13 protein-coding genes are annotated in these 16855 nt (G+C 62.1%); 7 read left to right on the top strand and 6 right to left on the bottom strand.

Annotated elements, in window-relative coordinates; genetic code table 11:
• Window positions 1-45 precede the first annotated feature (45 nt).
• Window positions 46-1089 (top strand): recombinase RecA, encoded by a 1044-nt coding sequence (recA, locus tag JWV26_RS02020; RefSeq protein ID WP_074918132.1) that lies wholly within the window; start codon window positions 46-48, stop codon window positions 1087-1089.
• A gap of 11 nt (window positions 1090-1100) precedes the next feature.
• Window positions 1101-1562, top strand: a complete 462-nt coding sequence (gene recX, locus JWV26_RS02015; RefSeq protein WP_074918130.1) for a recombination regulator RecX — start codon at window positions 1101-1103, stop codon at window positions 1560-1562.
• Between the two features lie 13 nt (window positions 1563-1575).
• On the opposite strand, the gene JWV26_RS02010 is transcribed toward recX, so the two are convergent.
• Window positions 1576-2457 carry a DUF6685 family protein gene (locus JWV26_RS02010; RefSeq protein WP_074918128.1) on the bottom strand — a complete coding sequence of 294 codons (882 nt, stop codon included), beginning with the start codon at window positions 2455-2457 and terminating at the stop codon, window positions 1576-1578.
• A 144-nt stretch (window positions 2458-2601) separates the two neighbouring features.
• On the opposite strand from JWV26_RS02010, the gene JWV26_RS02005 reads away from it, so the two are divergent.
• Together JWV26_RS02005 and JWV26_RS02000 are read left to right on the top strand one after the other, a co-directional pair.
• The gene (locus tag JWV26_RS02005) at window positions 2602-2823 is read left to right on the top strand and encodes a DUF2835 domain-containing protein (protein WP_072425434.1); all 222 of its coding nucleotides are present in this window, start codon (window positions 2602-2604) and stop codon (window positions 2821-2823) included.
• Between the two features lie 86 nt (window positions 2824-2909).
• Window positions 2910-3932: a quinone-dependent dihydroorotate dehydrogenase gene (locus tag JWV26_RS02000; protein WP_003462008.1), complete on the top strand. Its 1023-nt coding sequence runs from the start codon at window positions 2910-2912 to the stop codon at window positions 3930-3932.
• A gap of 93 nt (window positions 3933-4025) precedes the next feature.
• On the opposite strand, the gene rmf is transcribed toward JWV26_RS02000, so the two are convergent.
• Window positions 4026-4241: a ribosome modulation factor gene (gene rmf, locus JWV26_RS01995; protein ID WP_003244273.1), complete on the bottom strand. Its 216-nt coding sequence runs from the start codon at window positions 4239-4241 to the stop codon at window positions 4026-4028.
• A gap of 416 nt (window positions 4242-4657) precedes the next feature.
• On the opposite strand from rmf, the gene rlmKL reads away from it, so the two are divergent.
• On the top strand, window positions 4658-6838 hold the full coding sequence (gene rlmKL / locus JWV26_RS01990; RefSeq protein ID WP_074918124.1) for a bifunctional 23S rRNA (guanine(2069)-N(7))-methyltransferase RlmK/23S rRNA (guanine(2445)-N(2))-methyltransferase RlmL: 2181 nt from the start codon (window positions 4658-4660) through the stop codon (window positions 6836-6838).
• Window positions 6839-6912: 74 nt separating this feature from the next.
• Here the strand turns inward: rlmKL and dacB are convergent, their stop codons facing one another.
• Window positions 6913-8349 carry a D-alanyl-D-alanine carboxypeptidase/D-alanyl-D-alanine endopeptidase gene (dacB, locus tag JWV26_RS01985; protein WP_074918122.1) on the bottom strand — a complete coding sequence of 479 codons (1437 nt, stop codon included), beginning with the start codon at window positions 8347-8349 and terminating at the stop codon, window positions 6913-6915.
• 248 nt (window positions 8350-8597) lie between these two features.
• Between dacB and JWV26_RS01980 the strand changes: the two genes are divergently transcribed.
• Window positions 8598-8939 (top strand): 50S ribosome-binding protein YggL, encoded by a 342-nt coding sequence (locus JWV26_RS01980; RefSeq protein ID WP_206418263.1) that lies wholly within the window; start codon window positions 8598-8600, stop codon window positions 8937-8939.
• Window positions 8940-9042: 103 nt separating this feature from the next.
• Here JWV26_RS01980 and JWV26_RS01975 read toward each other — a convergent pair whose 3' ends face one another.
• The 3 genes from JWV26_RS01975 to JWV26_RS01965 all read right to left on the bottom strand — a co-directional run bounded on the left by JWV26_RS01975 (window position 9043) and on the right by JWV26_RS01965 (window position 14473).
• Window positions 9043-11994 carry an HD domain-containing phosphohydrolase gene (locus JWV26_RS01975; protein ID WP_206418262.1) on the bottom strand — a complete coding sequence of 984 codons (2952 nt, stop codon included), beginning with the start codon at window positions 11992-11994 and terminating at the stop codon, window positions 9043-9045.
• Between the two features lie 70 nt (window positions 11995-12064).
• The gene (locus tag JWV26_RS01970; RefSeq protein WP_206418261.1) at window positions 12065-13129 is read right to left on the bottom strand and encodes an FUSC family protein; all 1065 of its coding nucleotides are present in this window, start codon (window positions 13127-13129) and stop codon (window positions 12065-12067) included.
• Between the two features lie 12 nt (window positions 13130-13141).
• A complete protein-coding gene (locus JWV26_RS01965) occupies window positions 13142-14473 on the bottom strand; it encodes a deoxyguanosinetriphosphate triphosphohydrolase (protein ID WP_206418260.1) in 1332 nt (443 codons plus the stop codon).
• Window positions 14474-15033: 560 nt separating this feature from the next.
• On the opposite strand from JWV26_RS01965, the gene JWV26_RS01960 reads away from it, so the two are divergent.
• Window positions 15034-16839, top strand: a complete 1806-nt coding sequence (locus JWV26_RS01960) for a multicopper oxidase family protein (protein WP_239690053.1) — start codon at window positions 15034-15036, stop codon at window positions 16837-16839.
• Window positions 16840-16855: the final 16 nt, after the last annotated feature.

Raw genomic sequence — 16855 nt, 5'->3', positions numbered from 1 at the left:
GTTGTTGGCGGCCCTCGAGGCCCTTGTTAATACGTGAGGATGGTAATGGACGAGAACAAGAAGCGCGCTTTGGCGGCTGCCCTGGGTCAGATCGAGAAGCAGTTCGGCAAGGGTGCGGTCATGCGCATGGGCGACCATGAGCGTCAGGCCATTCCGGCCATCTCCACCGGTTCGCTGGGGCTGGATATCGCGCTGGGCATCGGCGGTTTGCCAAAAGGTCGTATCGTCGAGATCTACGGCCCGGAATCCTCCGGTAAGACCACGCTGACCCTGTCGGTGATCGCCGAAGCGCAGAAGCTTGGTGCTACCTGTGCCTTCGTCGATGCCGAGCACGCACTGGATCCGGATTATGCCGGCAAGCTCGGCGTCAACGTCGATGACCTGCTGGTATCGCAACCGGACACCGGTGAGCAGGCGCTGGAAATCACCGACATGCTGGTGCGCTCCAATGCCATTGACGTCATCATCGTCGACTCCGTGGCGGCTCTGGTGCCTAAGGCGGAAATCGAAGGCGAAATGGGTGACATGCACGTCGGTTTGCAGGCGCGCCTGATGAGCCAGGCGCTGCGCAAGATCACCGGTAACATCAAGAACGCCAACTGCCTGGTGATCTTCATCAACCAGATTCGCATGAAGATCGGCGTGATGTTCGGTAGCCCGGAAACCACCACCGGTGGTAACGCGCTGAAGTTCTATGCCTCGGTTCGCCTGGACATCCGTCGTACCGGCGCGGTGAAGGAAGGCGAAGAGGTCGTGGGTAGCGAAACCCGCGTGAAGATCGTCAAGAACAAGGTCGCGCCACCGTTCCGTCAGGCCGAGTTCCAGATTCTCTATGGCAAGGGCATCTACCGTAATGGCGAGATCATCGATCTCGGCGTGCAACAGGGCCTGGTCGAGAAGTCGGGTGCCTGGTACAGCTACAAGGGCAACAAGATCGGTCAAGGCAAGGCCAATGCGGCCAAGTACCTGGAAGACAACCAGGAAGTGGCGCGCGAGATCGAAGGTCTGATTCGCGAGAAGTTGCTGGTCAGCAGCGCTCCGGCCAAGGCCACGGCTGCCGATCTGGCTGATGCTGAAGTCGACTTCTAAGCCGTCAGAGCATGACCGTCGTACTGGATAACCCGCTCGCCGTCAGGCGGGCGGCCATGGATCTGCTGGCGCGACGTGAGCATGGGCGTGTCGAGCTTGCGCGCAAGTTGCGCAAGCGTGGCGCCCCCGAGGACATGATCGACACGGCCTTGCAACGGTTGTCAGAGGAGGGCTTGCTATCCGAGGCCCGCTATCTGGAAAGCTTCGTCGCTTATCGCGCGCGTGCTGGTTACGGTCCGCTGCGTATTCGCGAGGAGCTCGGCCAGCGTGGGCTCGCGCGTGGCGATGTCGATCAGGCTTTGCGTGACAGTGGCATCGACTGGTTCGAGCAGTTGCGTGAAACCTGGCAGCGCAAGTTTGCCGGTCGGCTTCCGGCTGATGCTCGTGAGCGTGCTCAGCAAGGCCGCTTTCTGGCCTACCGTGGCTATTCGTTGGACATGATTGGGCGTCTGCTGCGCGGTTGCGACGAATAGCTCGTGAGTCTGCTCAGGTTGGCTGGACGGCCAGCTGACGTAGATGGCTCGGCACGTCTGGTGCGCCGGCCAGGCGCAGTCCCTCGCCAAGCGCAGTGGCTTCCTGATGCTCTTTGGGCAGGAGGAGGAACTCTGGGGTGCCGGCTTTCTTCAGTAGCGACAGGCGTGCATAGGGTATGCCGTTGTCCAGTAGCAGCCCCATGAAGCTGGGGTCGCTCCAAGCCGCTTCTGGCATGGCCAGTACGTGATAGCGCTTTTGCAGGTTGTCCAGGCCCGCTTCATTCAAGCGATAGCGAACCAGATTGGCTGGCAGCAGCACTTCCAGTTCGCGTCTGCGCGCATAGGCGATTGCTCCAGCGAAGGCTTCGCCTTGCACATCACCTGACCAGAAGGTGCGCGAGCCACGCCAGTTGGCCTGACGCAGCTCGATCGGTTCGCCAGCGAGAAAACGCGGCAACGCCAGGCCGATGGTTTTGACGAAATCCTTGTAGCTGATGATGCGCACCTGCTTGCAGTGTTCGCTTGCTGCGTAGTCTTCGAAGCTCACGTAGCCTGGCGCAGGACAAGGGTAGGCGAAGCCGTCGATCAGGCGCAGATCGAAAGACTGCAGTTGCTGCATTTGCGCTTCCACTACTTGAGTCAGTGCGCAATGGGCCTGTGCTTTGTCTTCCTGTACCGGGCCGGAGAGCGCGCCGCGAGGCAGGTTGAGCAGAAGCTGCAATTGCGGGCCGTCATGCCAACCAATGCTTTCGACCGCTGCCGGCAACGGTTTGAATGGCAGGCGCAGGGCGCTGGCCCTGGCGAATATCTGTCGTGAGCTACGGCCGAGCAGGCCCATGCGCTGAGCCAGTGCTGCCAGGCGGCTGCTGAGAGTTGAGGATTCGGACAGGCTCATGGCCGGCAGATCGCTCCTGAAGCGTCTGCTGCAGTGTGGCAGACGCGGATGGCTATTGCCCATATAGCGTAGCGCGGCGCGTGAGTGCCTGTCGCGTTGCGGGTCTGTGGCAAAATAGCCGCATTCATTTGCGAGGGTGCCTCCATGCCCAGCTTGGTGCTGGATATTGCGTTATCGGCCGAACGATTGCAGGCCATCTATCGTGGCCAGGCCAACCGGATTATGGCGCAAAGCCGGGATGGGCGCCGCGTCAGTTTGCCGGCCCACCATCTGCGGCCGTATCTGACTCACGCCGGTATCTTTGGTTCCTTCGTACTGGAATTCAGTAGCTCCGGCGAGCTGTTGAGTTTACGCCCTTTGGACTGATCTGGCGCGCTTGCCTCGCGCCGACGACGCCTGCGCGGCTATAATCGCCGGCTGCCAACCCTCTACCTGTCGAGCTGAGCCTGATCATGTACTCCCTGGCCCGCGAGCTGCTGTTCAAACTGTCCCCGGAAACCTCCCATGAGCTGTCCATCGATCTGATCGGTGCAGGTGGCCGGCTGGGGCTCAATGGCTTGCTGACCAAGGCGCCGACCAGCCTGCCAGTAAACGTGATGGGTTTGCAGTTCGCCAATCCGGTCGGCCTGGCGGCAGGGCTGGACAAGAACGGCGACGCCATCGATGGCTTCGCCCAGCTCGGCTTCGGTTTCGTCGAGATCGGCACCGTTACCCCGCGTCCGCAGCCGGGCAACCCCAAACCGCGCCTGTTTCGTCTGCCGGAGGCCGAGGCGGTGATCAACCGCATGGGTTTCAACAACCATGGCGTCGATCACCTGCTTGAGCGGGTCAAGGCAGCGAAGTTCAAGGGTGTGCTGGGTATCAATATCGGCAAGAACTTCGATACGCCAGTCGAGCGGGCGGTGGATGATTACCTGGCCTGCCTGGACAAGGTGTACGCCCACGCCAGCTACGTCACGGTCAACGTCAGCTCACCCAATACGCCGGGGTTGCGCAGTTTGCAGTTCGGCGATTCGCTGAAGGAGTTGCTCGAGGCGCTGCGTCGTCGTCAGGAGGATCTGGCCCAGGAGCACGGTAAGCGCGTGCCACTGGCGATCAAGATCGCCCCGGACATGAGTGACGAAGAGACCGCACTGGTGGCATCAGCGCTGCTGGGCGCCGATATGGATGCGGTGATCGCCACCAATACCACGCTCAGCCGCGAAGGTGTCGAAGGTCTGGCCCATGGGGATGAGGCCGGCGGCTTGTCGGGCGCTCCGGTACGCGACAAGAGCACGCATATCGTCAAGGTGCTGGCGGGCGAGCTGTCGGGTCGTCTGCCGATCATTGCCGTTGGCGGTATTACTGAGGGCAAGCATGCTGCCGAAAAGATCGCTGCGGGTGCGAGCCTGGTCCAGATTTATTCGGGTTTCATCTACAAGGGGCCGGCGCTGATTCGCGAGGCGGTGGATGCGATTGCCGCGCTGCGTAAATAAGCCGCGTAAATAAATAGGGCTCCCGAAGGAGCCCCTGGGCTTGCGCCCGCCGCCCGGAGGGGGTCGGCATGGTGAAGTCGGGTGTGATCCTGATCAGCCGACAGCGTGAAGTTCGTTGAGTCGATGAATACCGGCCGTGCCGGTCAGCCCATCCCAGTTATCGCCACGGCCCTCACGCCAGCCATTGAGCCAGGCCTGACGAACCGAAGGTAGGGTAAAGGGGCAAAGTTCGCGGGATTTACCATTGATGCCGTACTGATAGCCGCGCAAAAAAGCTCTTTCTAACGGATCACGCTTAAGTCTTCTCATAGGGTGTTGCCCTCACTGTTGACTGTTATGTCCCGTTGGCCTTGTGGCAAGGCCGGGCAGAAATCTTCTGCCTACGAAAGTCCGCTGCCGGCGTGGCGAACTTTCTGTGCCTGCGCCGTTGCAGCGAAAGCCTTAGGTAGTGTTCTAACGAATGCATTGGGGCCTGTGAATGATCGATTTGTCATAAGGGCGTAACCTAAATGCGGGTGAGGCCATAAGGGCGCTGGAGATACGTCCAGCATCTTTCAGCCAGACGCCGTCGTATCTGGCTGTACACGCAGATGCCGTCATTTTGCTAGTGCAAATGAGAGTGCTTGCTTATTCCGACGAAGGGTCGCGCTGTGACCTTTTGTCACTTATTTTGAGTCGAGGTGCGCCGCTGCACCTCCCTGATTGCCATAGGCAGTGGAACATCCATGTCTGATCGTTACGAAATCGTGCTGACCTGCCCCAAGGGGCTCGAGGGCCTGCTGCTGGAAGAGGCCAGAGGACTTGGGCTGGAAGATGCGCGCGAGCAAACGGCGGCGGTCCGCGGTCATGCCGAAATCGAGGTGGCCTATCGACTGTGCCTGTGGTCGCGCCTGGCCAACCGCGTGCTGCTGGTGCTGTCGCGCTTTGCCATGAACAACGCCGACGAGCTTTATGACGGCGTGCATGCAGTGGACTGGCGCGACCATCTGGAGCCCTCCGGCAGCCTGGCGGTGGAATTCAGCGGCAACGGTTCGGGGATCGACAACACCCACTTCGGCGCGCTCAAGGTCAAGGACGCGATCGTCGACCGCCTGCGCACCGCCGGTGGCGAGCGGCCCAGCATCGACAAACTCAATCCTGATTTGCGCGTGCATCTGCGTTTGGATCGCGGCGAGGCGGTGCTGTCGCTGGACCTTTCCGGGCACAGCCTGCACCAGCGCGGTTACCGCCTGCAGCAGGGCGCTGCACCGCTGAAAGAGAACCTGGCCGCGGCAGTGCTGATCCGTGCCGGCTGGCCGCGCATTGCTGCCGAGGGCGGTGCATTGGCCGACCCGATGTGCGGTGTGGGTACCTTCCTGGTGGAGGCGGCGCTGATGGCTGCCGATATCGCCCCCAATCTCAAGCGCGAACGCTGGGGATTCTCCAACTGGCTCGGTCATGTGCCGGCGATCTGGAAGAAGCTGCATGCCGAGGCCGAGCAACGCGCGGCGGCCGGTCTGGCCAGGCCGCCCCTGTGGATTCGCGGTTATGAAGCCGACCCAAGGCTGATCCAGCCTGGGCGTAATAACGTCGAGCGGGCTGGTCTGTCCGACTGGGTGAAGATCTATCAGGGCGAACTGGGCAGTTTCGAGCCGCGTCCGGACCAGAATCAGAAGGGCCTGGTGATCAGCAACCCGCCATACGGCGAACGCCTGGGCGACGAAGCCAGCCTGTTGTACCTCTACCAGAACCTCGGCGAGCGTCTGCGCCAGGCCTGCCTGGGCTGGGAGGCAGCGGTATTCACTGGCGCGCCCGAGCTGGGCAAGCGTATGGGCCTGCGCAGCCACAAGCAGTATGCGTTCTGGAACGGCGCACTGCCCTGCAAGTTGTTGTTGATCAAGGTGCAGACCGAGCAGTTCGTTACCGGTGAGCGGCGTGCGCGCGAGGACGATCAACAGCCGGTGAGCGAAGCACCACAGCAGGCGCGTTTGTCCGAAGGCGGGCAGATGTTCGCCAACCGCCTGCAGAAGAACCTCAAGCAGCTGGGCAAGTGGGCACGCCGCGAAGGCGTCGAGTGCTACCGGTTGTACGACGCCGACATGCCCGAGTATGCCGTGGCAGTTGATCTGTACCGCGACTACGTACATGTCCAGGAATATGCAGCGCCGCGCTCAATCGACCCGGACAAGGCCCAGGCACGCCTGCTCGATGCCTTGGCCGCGATCCCGCAGGCGCTGGGCGTGGCGCAGAGTCGCGTGGTGATCAAGCGTCGTGAGCGCCAGACGGGCACCAAGCAGTATCAGCGTCAGGCCGCGCAGGGCGAGTTCATGGAGGTGAATGAAGGCGGGGTCAAGCTGCTGGTCAACCTCACCGACTATCTGGATACCGGGCTGTTCCTCGATCACCGGCCGTTGCGCCTGCGTCTGCAGCGCGAGGCCGCTGGCAAACGCTTCCTCAATCTGTTCTGTTACACCGCGACGGCTACCGTGCATGCGGCCAAGGGTGGCGCGCGCAGCACCACCAGCGTGGATCTGTCGAAAACTTACCTGGACTGGGCGCGGCGTAATCTCGCGCTCAACGGTTTTTCCGACAAGCACCGCCTGGAGCAGGGCGATGTGATGACCTGGTTGGCAGAGGATCGCGGTGAGTACGAGCTGATCTTCATCGACCCGCCAACCTTCTCCAATTCCAAGCGCATGGAAGGCGTGTTCGATGTGCAGCGTGACCACGTCGAACTGCTCGACCTGGCCATGGCGCGTCTGGCTCGTGGCGGTGTGCTGTATTTCTCCAACAACTTCCGCAAGTTCCAGTTGGATGAGAGCCTGGTGGCGCGCTATCAGGTCGAAGAGATCAGCGCGCAGACGCTGGACCCGGACTTCGTCCGCAACCCGAAGATCCACCGCGCCTGGCGTTTCACTGCACGCTGACAGCGTAGCCTGGATGCAATCCGGAGCTCAGGTTCAAAAGAGCCCCCGGATTGCATCCCCGGGCTACAGCGTGGTCAGCGTTTTGGCTGCTTGTAGGTTTCCAGCAGCACCTGATCGAGGATCGAGGTAGCGCCCCAGGGTTTCGGATCGTTGAGGATGGCTACCACGGCCCAGTCCTGACCGTTGCTGTCGCGGCTGTAGCCGGCAATGGCGCGCACGTTGTTCAGGGTGCCGGTCTTGATGTGCGCCTCACCCACCAGTGGTGTGCGCTGCAGGCGCCGACGCATGGTGCCGTCCATTGCCACCAGTGGCATCGAGCTGCGGAACTCGGCAGCGTAAGGGCTGCGCCAGGCTGCCTGGAGTATCAGTGCCATTTCCCGTGCGCTGATGCGTTCGGCGCGCGACAGGCCGGAGCCATTCTCCATCACCAGATGCGGCGCCGTGATGCCCTTGCGGGCCAGCCAGCTGCGAATGACGCGCTGCGCGGCCATGGAGTCATCCTTGTCGGCCTCTGTACGGAACTGTGCGCCGATGCTGAGAAACAGCTGCCGAGCCATGGTGTTGTTGCTGTACTTGTTGATGTCGCGAACGATCTCCACCACATCCGGGGAGAAGGCGCGCACCAGCATGCGGGCTTTTTCCGGAACAGGGCCCAGACGGTCCTTGCCAAGAATCTTGCCGCCCAGCTCCTGCCAGATACCGCGTACCGCGCCGGCGGCGTAGCTGGGATGGTCGAGCAGCGACAGGTAGGTCTGCGCACTGCAGCCTTCAGCCAGTTGGCCGCTGACGATCAGGGTCGTGCCGTCGTACTGCTCCACCGCGTTGTAGCGGATATCGGGCCAGGCCGGACAGGTTGCAGCCTTGAGCACGCGAACCTGATTGTCGATACGGACAGTGGCGATTGGCGGGTCCATGGCGATATGCACCTTGCCGCCTTCGGCGCGGGTGATGAAACGCTGCGCCTTGAGGTTGACCAGCAGGGAGTCGGGTTTTACCAGGAAGGGTTTGTTGGCATCGCCACCGTCATCATTGAACGCCGGCAACTGCGGGGCAACGAAGAAGCTGCGATCGAGCACCAGATCGCCCTGAACCTGGCGCACGCCGTTGAGGCGCAGATCGCGCAGCAGCAGCCAGAGTTTCTCCATGTTCAGTTTCGGGTCGCCGCCACCCTTGAGGTAGAGGTTGCCATGCAGCACACCATCCTTCAGCGGACCATCGGCATAGAACTCGGTCTTCCATTGATGGTTGGGCCCCAGTAATTCCAGGGCGGCGTAGGTGGTCACCAGCTTCATGGTGGAGGCCGGGTTGACCGAGATATCGGCATTGAACTGCAGGCCGCCAGCCTGTCCGCCCAGAGGCACGGTCATCACCGACAGCGAGTTGTTGGAAATCTTGTTGGCCTTCAGCGCCTGCTCGACCTTGGCAGGGAGTGCGGCGCTGGCAGCGTGGCAGGACAGGGCGAGGGGGAGAAGCAGGGCGCTCAGCGCCAGTTGGCGAAACCGCTGAATCATCGACAGGAACCTTCCGCAGTCAGGCGGGAGTGACGTGGGAGACAGACAAACGACAGTCCGACTCGGGGAAAAGTTGCCGGCATTATGCCGCAAGATTCTTCTCGCAGTCGGCCCCGCCGGGTTAAAAACAGTCACTACAAACAGCTGGCGTTCAACATGTTCGAAGGGCCGGCAGAGCGATACAAAACGGGCGCTCTGGCGGCGAAACTGCTAGAGTGCCGCGCGTTATTACCTTTGAGGATTGTTTCATGGCGACCAACCGTTCCCGCCGTCTGCGCAAGAAGCTCTGTGTCGATGAATTCCAGGAGCTGGGCTTCGAGCTGACCCTGAACTTCAAGGCCGACTTGAGCGACCGGACCCTCGACGATTTCGTCGATCAGTTCCTCGATCAGGCCATCGCCGGCAATGGTCTGGATTACGTAGGTGCCGAAGACTTCGGTCTGGTCTGCCTGGCCAAGCGTGGCTCGGTCAACGAGGAGCAGCGTGCTGCCGTCGAGGCCTGGCTGAAAGGCCGTGACGAACTGGAGAAGTTCGAACTCAGCCCGTTGCAGGACGTCTGGTACCCGGAAAACCCGATCAACCAGGCTTGATCGCTACTCGGCGCCGGGCTCTCTGGCGCCAGTCATCAGGTAGGGTGCGCCGCGCGCACCCAGCGTTTGACCTGATATCGAAGCTCGGTGCGCGGAGCGCCCCCTACAGAGCTCCGGCTTTTTCCAGCAGCATCTGCTCGTCCACCTGATCGATCTGTTCGGCCTGCATGAAACGCTCGGCGTAGCGCCGGTAGATGCCTGCGCGAATGAACAGAGCGAACAGCTGCGGGTCGATGTGCGCACCCTTGCACATGCCGACCATGATGTTCAGTGCTTCCGACAGTGTCTTGCCCTTCTTGTAAGGGCGATCCACTGCCGTCAGGGCTTCGAAGATATCGGCGATCGCCATCATGCGTGCCGGCAGGCTCATCTGTTCGCGCGTCAGACGTTTGGGATAGCCCGTGCCGTCCATCTTCTCGTGGTGCCCACCGGCGATCTCGGTGACATTCTGCAGATGCTTGGGGAAGGGCAGACGGTCGAGCATCAGGATGGTCTGCACGATGTGGTGGTTGATGATGTAGCGCTCTTCGGCCGTCAGCGTGCCGCGGGCGATGCTCAGGTTGTGCAGTTCGCCACGGTTGAATTTGTATTGCGGCACTTCCAGCTTGAAGCCCCAGCGATTGTCTGGCGCGATCACCTCCTGGTCGGCGCGCTCGATCAGATGGTCGAGGCGGTCAGCGAGCAGCGGCTCTTCCACCGGCAGGCTGCTGGGGGCCGAGTGTTCCAGGCGCTTGGCTTCCTCCCAGGAAACGCCCAGGCGATTGTCCAGTGTGCGTAGCCAGCGTCGTTCGGCGATCTGCTTGAGGCGAGTCTGGTCGTCATCGGCCATGGCCTCGCCACCCAGATTGATGCGCGCGATGAAGGCGAATTCGTCGTCCAGATCGCTCAGCAGCTGGTCGCGCAGAGCCGCCAGTGCACTTTCTTCAGCACCTTCGGCACGACCACGCCAATAGGCGACCCAGGCATCGCGCTTGAGTACCTCGAAGCGCATGCGTACTTCGTGGATGCGGTCGTACAGGGTCTCCAGTTTGGTCGCCTTGTCCACCACGTACTCGGGGGTGGTGACCTTGCCGCAATCGTGCAGCCAGGCGGCGATATGCAGTGCCTCCCACTCCTCGTCGCTGGGGTTGTAGTCACGAAACTCGGGGGCGTCGCTCTCGGCTGCAGCACGGGCCAGCATCAGGGTGATTTCCGGTACGCGCTGACAGTGGCCGCCGGTGTAGGGGCTCTTGGCGTCGATGGCGCCGGCGATCAGCTGGATGAAGGCATCGAGCAACTGCTTCTGCCTGGCCAGCAGGCGTTGGCTCTCGATGCACAGGGCTGCACTGCCTGAGACGGCGTCGACGAAGGCGACGCGATCCGGGCTGAGCATGCTTTCGTTATCCTCGCCGGTATCGCGTTGCAACAGTACCAGCACGCCAACAGTGTCACCCTGGCGGTTATGCAGGCCAGCAGCGATCAAGTGCAGGCGCGGACTGTCCATGGCCGACAGCAGCCCTTGAAATTTACCCGCCTGATCGAAACCGATGGAGGTGGCGACACTGTCGCCGCCGCTGGCCGGACGTTGCAGCCAGCTGGGTAAGGTCGGATCGTCATGGGCCAGTCCGTGGATGCCCAGATCGGCGAGGCTGCGGCTCTGGCCGTCGATCACCAATCCCTGTGGCTCCAGGCGGCCGCTGTCATTGTCCAGCAGATAAAGCAGGCCGCCCTGGGCCGCGCTGATGGAGACGGTGGCGTCCATGACGCGTTTGATCAGCGCGTCGAACTGGGTTTCCGCCGAGAGGCTGGCAGCGATGTCGAGAAAGCTCGACAGGGTGTCCTTCATGCTGCTCATCGACACCGCTAGCTGGTCGACCTCGAGAATCGGCGAGCGACCGCTGGCCGGGTGGGCGAAGTCGAAACGGCGGATGGCCTGCGCCTCCTGCACCAGGCTGCGCAGCGGTTTGACCACCAGACGTGAGGTGAGCCAGCCCAGCGGCAGGCACAGCAGCAGGGTGGTGAGAGTGATCAGCGCGCCCTGCCAGCGGATGCGATAAGCCTCTGCCAGCAGCTCTTGTTCGGGCACCAGCAGGGCCAGATGCAACCCCTGTGGGCCACCCTCCAGAATGTGCCGGTGAGCCATGGCCCAACGCTGCTTGGCCAGTTCGACGATGCCCTCGTCTCGTTCGTTCAGTTGGCCGGACAGCAGTTCACCCAGGGCCGGATTGAGTTCACTGACCTTGACCAGCGATACCTTGCCGTCGACCTCCTTGAGCAGGCGGCTGCTCTCGGGGTAGGCCACGGCATTGCCGTCGTTGTCGGCGAGTACCACCTGGCTGTTGGGGGTGACGCGGTGGCTGGCCAAGGTGGCCGAGAGATCGTCGAGCGTCAGGTCGGCGCCGATCACGGTGGTCAGGCCGCTGCGCCTGGCCAATGTAGTGCCGATTTCCTGGGTCGAGAAGAACAGATAGGGTGCGGTGGTGATCTGTCCGCCATCGCCGCGCGCGCGCTTGAACCAGTCGCGCTGCCTGGGATCGTAAGGCTCGCTGAGTTTCTGCCGGCGGCTGAGCTGGTTAAGTGAGCCGTCATAGAACAGGTAATCGCTGTCGGTCCCGGCGCTGCTGCGGTCGATGGCCCAGACCTGATAAGCCGCTTTGTCCGGCGCGTCGAAGCGCTGCTTGAGCATGTCGCTGCGCAGCGGCCTGACCATGAAGAAGTCGCCATCCTCATAGCCGAGATAGATCGAGGCCAGTTTGGGGTTGTCGCGCAGGGCCTGAACAAACAGCGGCAGCATTTCCAGGCGTTCATCGAGCGTGTCGGCCTCGGTGGCAGGGTGCAGGGCCAGCAGGCTGAGCAGGTGGCGTATGGGACGGTAGGTATTGTCCAGATCTCTCTGTACGTCGTGCTGGATGCGCTCGAAGAGTGTCGAACTGCTGGAGAAGATCAGTCGGCTGGTCTGCTGGTAATTGAACAACCCCAGCACGACACCGGTGAACAGCAGCAGAAGCGTGAACAGGACACTGATATGAACGTGCAGGGGGAAACGGCGTTCTCTGGGAACGGCGGTATTGAGCATCGCACTTCACTCCTTGCGGGCGCTGCAGGCTTCCACAGCATAGTGAAGAGTGGGCGAATCTGCCGAAACGTTATAAAGGCTGCCGAGAATTGTCCTCGGCTTTGCTCGGTTTGTTCAGTTGCAGGCGCAGGCCATGGATCAGAAGCGCCACGGTCAGGCTCAAGGCCACGCCGATCAGCGCGTTGAGCAGGCGCACCTCCGCCAGGTGCCAGTCCTGGGCAAGGCTCTCGGCCAGGAGCACGAAGCACAGGCTGGTCTGCAGCACGAACAAGCCATAGTGATTGGCCTGCAGCGCACGGCTGAGAATCACCAGCACCAGCAAGGTCATGACCATCGTCGGAGGGCTTTGCAGGCTGTGACCGAAGACGATCAGCAGGCCGGCGGCGGCGAGGCTGGCCAGGCTCGCCTGCAGCGCTCGCACCAGGCTGCCCTGGAACTCCAGCTGTAGCGTGGTGATGACTGTCAGTGTCAGCCAGTAACCACGCGACAGGCCGGCCAGATTGACGATCAGCCCTGACGCGGCAAAAGCCAGCATGCAGGCCAGGGCATGCAGACGCCATTGCTGGCGAGGCAGGCGCTGCGCGTGGCGCTTGAGTACCTTGAGAATGGCCAGAAAGCGCGGCATGTACGGCCACATGCGCAGGCCGTGCAGGCCACGCAGGCCGAAGGCCAGCAGCATCACCCAGAGTCCGCCGAGAATGAACAGCATGGCCACCGCATAAGGGTTGTGCAGATTGCCGATGCCGAATTGTCCCTGGCCGAGGCACAGGCAGATGCACAGACCTATACCCAGCTTGCCGGCTTCGCTGCCGAAGCGTTGCAGCCAGGCCAGCAGCAGGCCGAAAGCAGCGAAAATGCCCAGGCTGATCAGCGGGTGGCTGGCGGCCCAGAAACCCAGGCCGGCGCTGCAGGCACCGAGGCCGGTGAGCAGCAGCATGCGCAGCATGCCGAAGCGGTGCAGCGGGTTCGCCTGTGCGGCCTGAAAGGCGCCAGCCGAGGCCCAGAGAAAACCACTGTGAGCGGTGAAAAGGCCCAGCACCAGCGGCAAGGCACAACCCAGCCCGGCGACCACGGCCGGACCCCAGGCCGGCGGGCCCGCATGCCAGGTGAAACTGTTGCGAATCAGGTTCTTCATGCGCTCTTTTCGTCAGATCGGGCTCGAACGGCCCGTCATCTCCCTTGCCATTTCCGTAGCGTAGCTGTCCGTCATGCCGGCGATGAAGTCGATCACCCGCATGAACGAGCGATACAGGGGCCAACCCGGTTCAGGCGCGTAGTAGCTGAGCAGATCGAGAATACGCCGGTGCTTGAACGACAGCGCGCGCCCACTGTGCAGCTCCAGTGCCGCACCACAGAAGGCGTTGAGGAGGATTTCCAGCGTGGTATAGGCGCCGATTTCATGCAATGTCTTGCGCTTGTCGTGGAAGATCTTCTCGCGCGCCAGTAACTTCGCGCTCTGCACACAGTGCTTGGCAGCGCCATGCATGTGTTCGACCAGATCGCCCTGCAGGCCGCCGCCCAGCAGGGCCTGCTGTTGTTCGACGAAGGCGCTGGCAGCCGCGTTGGTCAGGTGTTCGATGGCCTTGCCGCGCAGGATCGCCAGTTTGCGCCGGCGCGAGTCCTTGGGGCCGAGCTGGCGATAGGTCTCCGGCAGGTCATCGCCTACCATATCGAGCAGCAGCGCCTCGACTTCGGTGTAGTCGAGCAGCTCCATTTCCACACCGTCTTCCAGGTCGATCAGGCCGTAGCAGATGTCGTCCGCCGCTTCCATCAGATAGACCAGCGGGTGACGCGCCCAGCGCTGCGTTTCCAGTTGTGGCAGTTCGAGCTTGGCGGCGATCTGTTCGAGCAGTGGCAGCTCGCTCTGGTAGCAGCCGAACTTGTGTTTCTTGTAGCCCTGTGCGTCCGCATGGCGGGCCGTCCAGGGGTACTTGAGGTAGGTGCCGAGGGTGGCGTAAGTCAGCCGTGTACCACCGTCGAACTGGTGGTACTCCAGCTGGGTGAGCACGCGAAAACCCTGGGCGTTACCTTCGAAATTGAGAAAATCGCCGCGTTCGGCATCGCTCATCGCATCCAGCCAGCCGCGTCCGGCGGCCTGCTGAAACCAGTGGCGAATGGCGTCTTCGCCGGAGTGGCCGAACGGCGGGTTGCCTATGTCGTGGGCCAGGCAGGCGGACTGCACCACCATGCCCAGGTCGCTCGGCGTGCACCAGTGGGGCAGGTCGTCACGCAACATCTCGCCAACGCGCATGGCCAGCGAACGGCCGACGCAGCTGACTTCCAGGGAGTGGGTCAGGCGGGTGTGGATATGGTCGTTGCTCGACACCGGGTGTACCTGGGTCTTGCGTCCCAGGCGGCGGAAGGCACCGGAGAAGATGATGCGGTCGTGATCCTTGTGGAAAGGACTGCGTCCCAGCTCTGCCGAGCTGGGCGCAGGTTTACCGAGACGTTCGCGGGTGAGCAGGGTGTGCCAATCCAAGGCCGATCCTCGCCAAGTTGATCCAGGCCTCCTAGCTTCGGCGTTCGCGCAGCGCTGCGCAACCCGAGGCAAGGATGATGAGTAACGGATTAGTCAATAAATTGGCTTTTATGCATATGCTTATCGAGCATATTGGAGTTACTTATACAAAGTGACGTGTATTTGACTTTTTGCGATTGGCGAGCTTAAGTGACACCTGTGGTTGCTTGTTATTTGACGGTGTGTGGTGAAGGAGAGGGCTCCGCATACCGGTAGTAGAGGTTGCTAGGGAGAACGTCATGGACAGCTTGCCGTTGTGCCGGACCATGCACCCCGTATCAGCGAGGCGCAGTTGCCACGCCTTCATTGTTCATCTGCCTATTTCCCGTGCACCGACCTTGCTGGAGCCGAGTCGACTCGCTCTGGCGTGCTGCCCCTATGGGCTGTCTGGTCGTTGGTAGTTGTCTCGGCCTGGAGGCCTCAGTCGAGTCGACCGTTTTTCAGACGACGTGCGTATATCGTCCGTGTACGGGGTAACGCGTACACGCAGGAGCGACAGTCGGGCGTCGGGGAGATGCAGCATGAAACCTATATCACCCAGTTCAGGCCCGACCGAGGCACAGGGCACTGTGTGCCCCGCTGATGGAGAGCTGGCGCCGCCTGGGCAGCTATCACGACGCAGTTTTCTTCAAGGTAGTGCTGCGCTGGCCGCGGCGCCGCTGATCCTGGCGCCCAGTCGCAGCGAGGCAGTTGTACCGCCTAGCCCGCCAACCATTGCCTGGCAGGAATTTCTGCCCAATGAGCCGGCGCTGCTTTACGGCAGCACGCTCAATCCGCCGCCTACCGAGCTGGCCAACACCGCCGCCGGCGAGGCCGGGCGGCCGGCGCATCAGCGCTGGGCCGAGTTCGGCCCGCAGGCCGAGCACTACGAGTTGCATGCGGCGCAGCGCGAGGGTTGGGTGTTCAATCCAGCCTATCCACCACAACCGGTATGGACCTTCCAGGCCGCCGTTGCGGATCTGTCCGTGCTCAGTCCGGTGGTGCACTCGCACTACGGCCATCCGATGATCTGCCGCATCTACAATGACCTGCCGGCCAACCACACCGGTTTCGGTACGCCGGAGATCAGCACCCACCTGCACAACGCTCACATCGGGTCGGAGAGTGACGGCTTTCCCGGCGACTACTACAGCCCCACCAAGGCCGGGCCCAGCCTGACCGCGCCAGGCGGTTTCAAGGACCACCTTTACTCCAACATCTACGCTGGCTATGACGAGCTGCAGAATGGCATCGGCGACTACCGCGAAGCCCTTGGCACCTTGTTCTACCACGACCATACCCTGGACTTCACCGCGCCCAACATCGTCCGCGGGCTGATGGGTTTCTTCCTGCTGTTCGATCATCTCGACTCGGGCAACGAGAAGGACCCCAACCCGGCTGCCCTGCGTCTGCCCAGTCACCCCTATGATTACCCGCTGAGCTTCTGCGACCGGCGTTTCGACCCCAACGGCATCCTTTACTACGACCAGGTCAGCCCCGAGGGCATCCTCGGCGACAAGACCATAGTCAACGGCAAGATCCAGCCGGTGCTGCGGGTGGCTCGGCGCAAGTACCGCCTGCGTCTGCTTAACGGTGGGCCGAGCCGCTTCTACCAGTTCTACCTGGTGCGGCCGAACAACGTGATCCAGCCCTTCACGTACATCGCCAACGACGGCAACCTGCTGGAGAAACCGCTGCTCAATCAGACCAACGTGCGCCTGGGTGTGGCCGAGCGGGCCGATATCGTGGTGGATTTTTCGCGCTACCCGGTGGGCACCGAGCTGTACCTGGCCAACCGCCTGACTCATCGCCCTGAGGACACCCGTCGCCCCTATCAGGTGGTGGCACCCGGCGAATGGGTGCTGAAGATAGTGGTCGACCGCGAGCCGCCGGAGCAGGACCTGAGCCAGGTGCCGGCCAATCTGCGGCCGCTGCCGCCGCTGCCGACGACCGCCCAGCTGGCGGCGCTGCCGGTGCGCAAGTTCCTCTTCGAGCGCCGACAGAACATGTGGGCAATCAACGGTCAGTTCATCAATCTCAATACTCCGCGCGCCCTGGTGCCGATGGGGGCCATGGAGATCTGGGAGCTGTACAGCGTCGATGACGGCTGGGATCACCCCGTTCATATCCATTTCGAGGAGGGCCGCCTGCTGAGCAAGACCACCAATGGCAAGAATGTGGCGATTGCTGCGCATGAGAAGGGGCGCAAGGACGTATTCAACATCTCTGATCGTACTGTCCTTCGCGTGCTGATGCGTTTTCGCGACTACAAGGGCAAGTACGTGATGCACTGCCACAACCTGATCCACGAAGACCACGCCATGATGCTGCGTTGGGACATCGTCTGAGCCATCTGGAGGTTTG

The sequence above is a fragment of the Ectopseudomonas toyotomiensis genome (assembly GCF_017167985.1).
Classification (GTDB): domain Bacteria; phylum Pseudomonadota; class Gammaproteobacteria; order Pseudomonadales; family Pseudomonadaceae; genus Aquipseudomonas; species Aquipseudomonas toyotomiensis.
Note: the sequence above shows the minus strand (reverse complement) of the source record. Positions and strands in the feature narration are given on the sequence as shown.

Bases quoted from the DNA above. Each gene is read 5' to 3' on its own strand.
- JWV26_RS01975 (WP_206418262.1), bottom strand. From the start codon at position 11,994: ATGCTCAATACCGCCGTTCCCAGAGAACGCCGTTTCCCCCTGCACGTT.
- JWV26_RS02010 (WP_074918128.1), bottom strand. From the start codon at position 2,457: ATGAGCCTGTCCGAATCCTCAACTCTCAGCAGCCGCCTGGCAGCACTG.
- recX (WP_074918130.1), top strand. From the start codon at position 1,101: ATGACCGTCGTACTGGATAACCCGCTCGCCGTCAGGCGGGCGGCCATG.
- recA (WP_074918132.1), top strand. From the start codon at position 46: ATGGACGAGAACAAGAAGCGCGCTTTGGCGGCTGCCCTGGGTCAGATC.
- rmf (WP_003244273.1), bottom strand. From the start codon at position 4,241: ATGAGAAGACTTAAGCGTGATCCGTTAGAAAGAGCTTTTTTGCGCGGC.
- JWV26_RS02005 (WP_072425434.1), top strand. From the start codon at position 2,602: ATGCCCAGCTTGGTGCTGGATATTGCGTTATCGGCCGAACGATTGCAG.
- JWV26_RS02000 (WP_003462008.1), top strand. From the start codon at position 2,910: ATGTACTCCCTGGCCCGCGAGCTGCTGTTCAAACTGTCCCCGGAAACC.
- JWV26_RS01980 (WP_206418263.1), top strand. From the start codon at position 8,598: ATGGCGACCAACCGTTCCCGCCGTCTGCGCAAGAAGCTCTGTGTCGAT.
- JWV26_RS01960 (WP_239690053.1), top strand. From the start codon at position 15,034: ATGAAACCTATATCACCCAGTTCAGGCCCGACCGAGGCACAGGGCACT.
- rlmKL (WP_074918124.1), top strand. From the start codon at position 4,658: ATGTCTGATCGTTACGAAATCGTGCTGACCTGCCCCAAGGGGCTCGAG.
- JWV26_RS01970 (WP_206418261.1), bottom strand. From the start codon at position 13,129: ATGAAGAACCTGATTCGCAACAGTTTCACCTGGCATGCGGGCCCGCCG.
- dacB (WP_074918122.1), bottom strand. From the start codon at position 8,349: ATGATTCAGCGGTTTCGCCAACTGGCGCTGAGCGCCCTGCTTCTCCCC.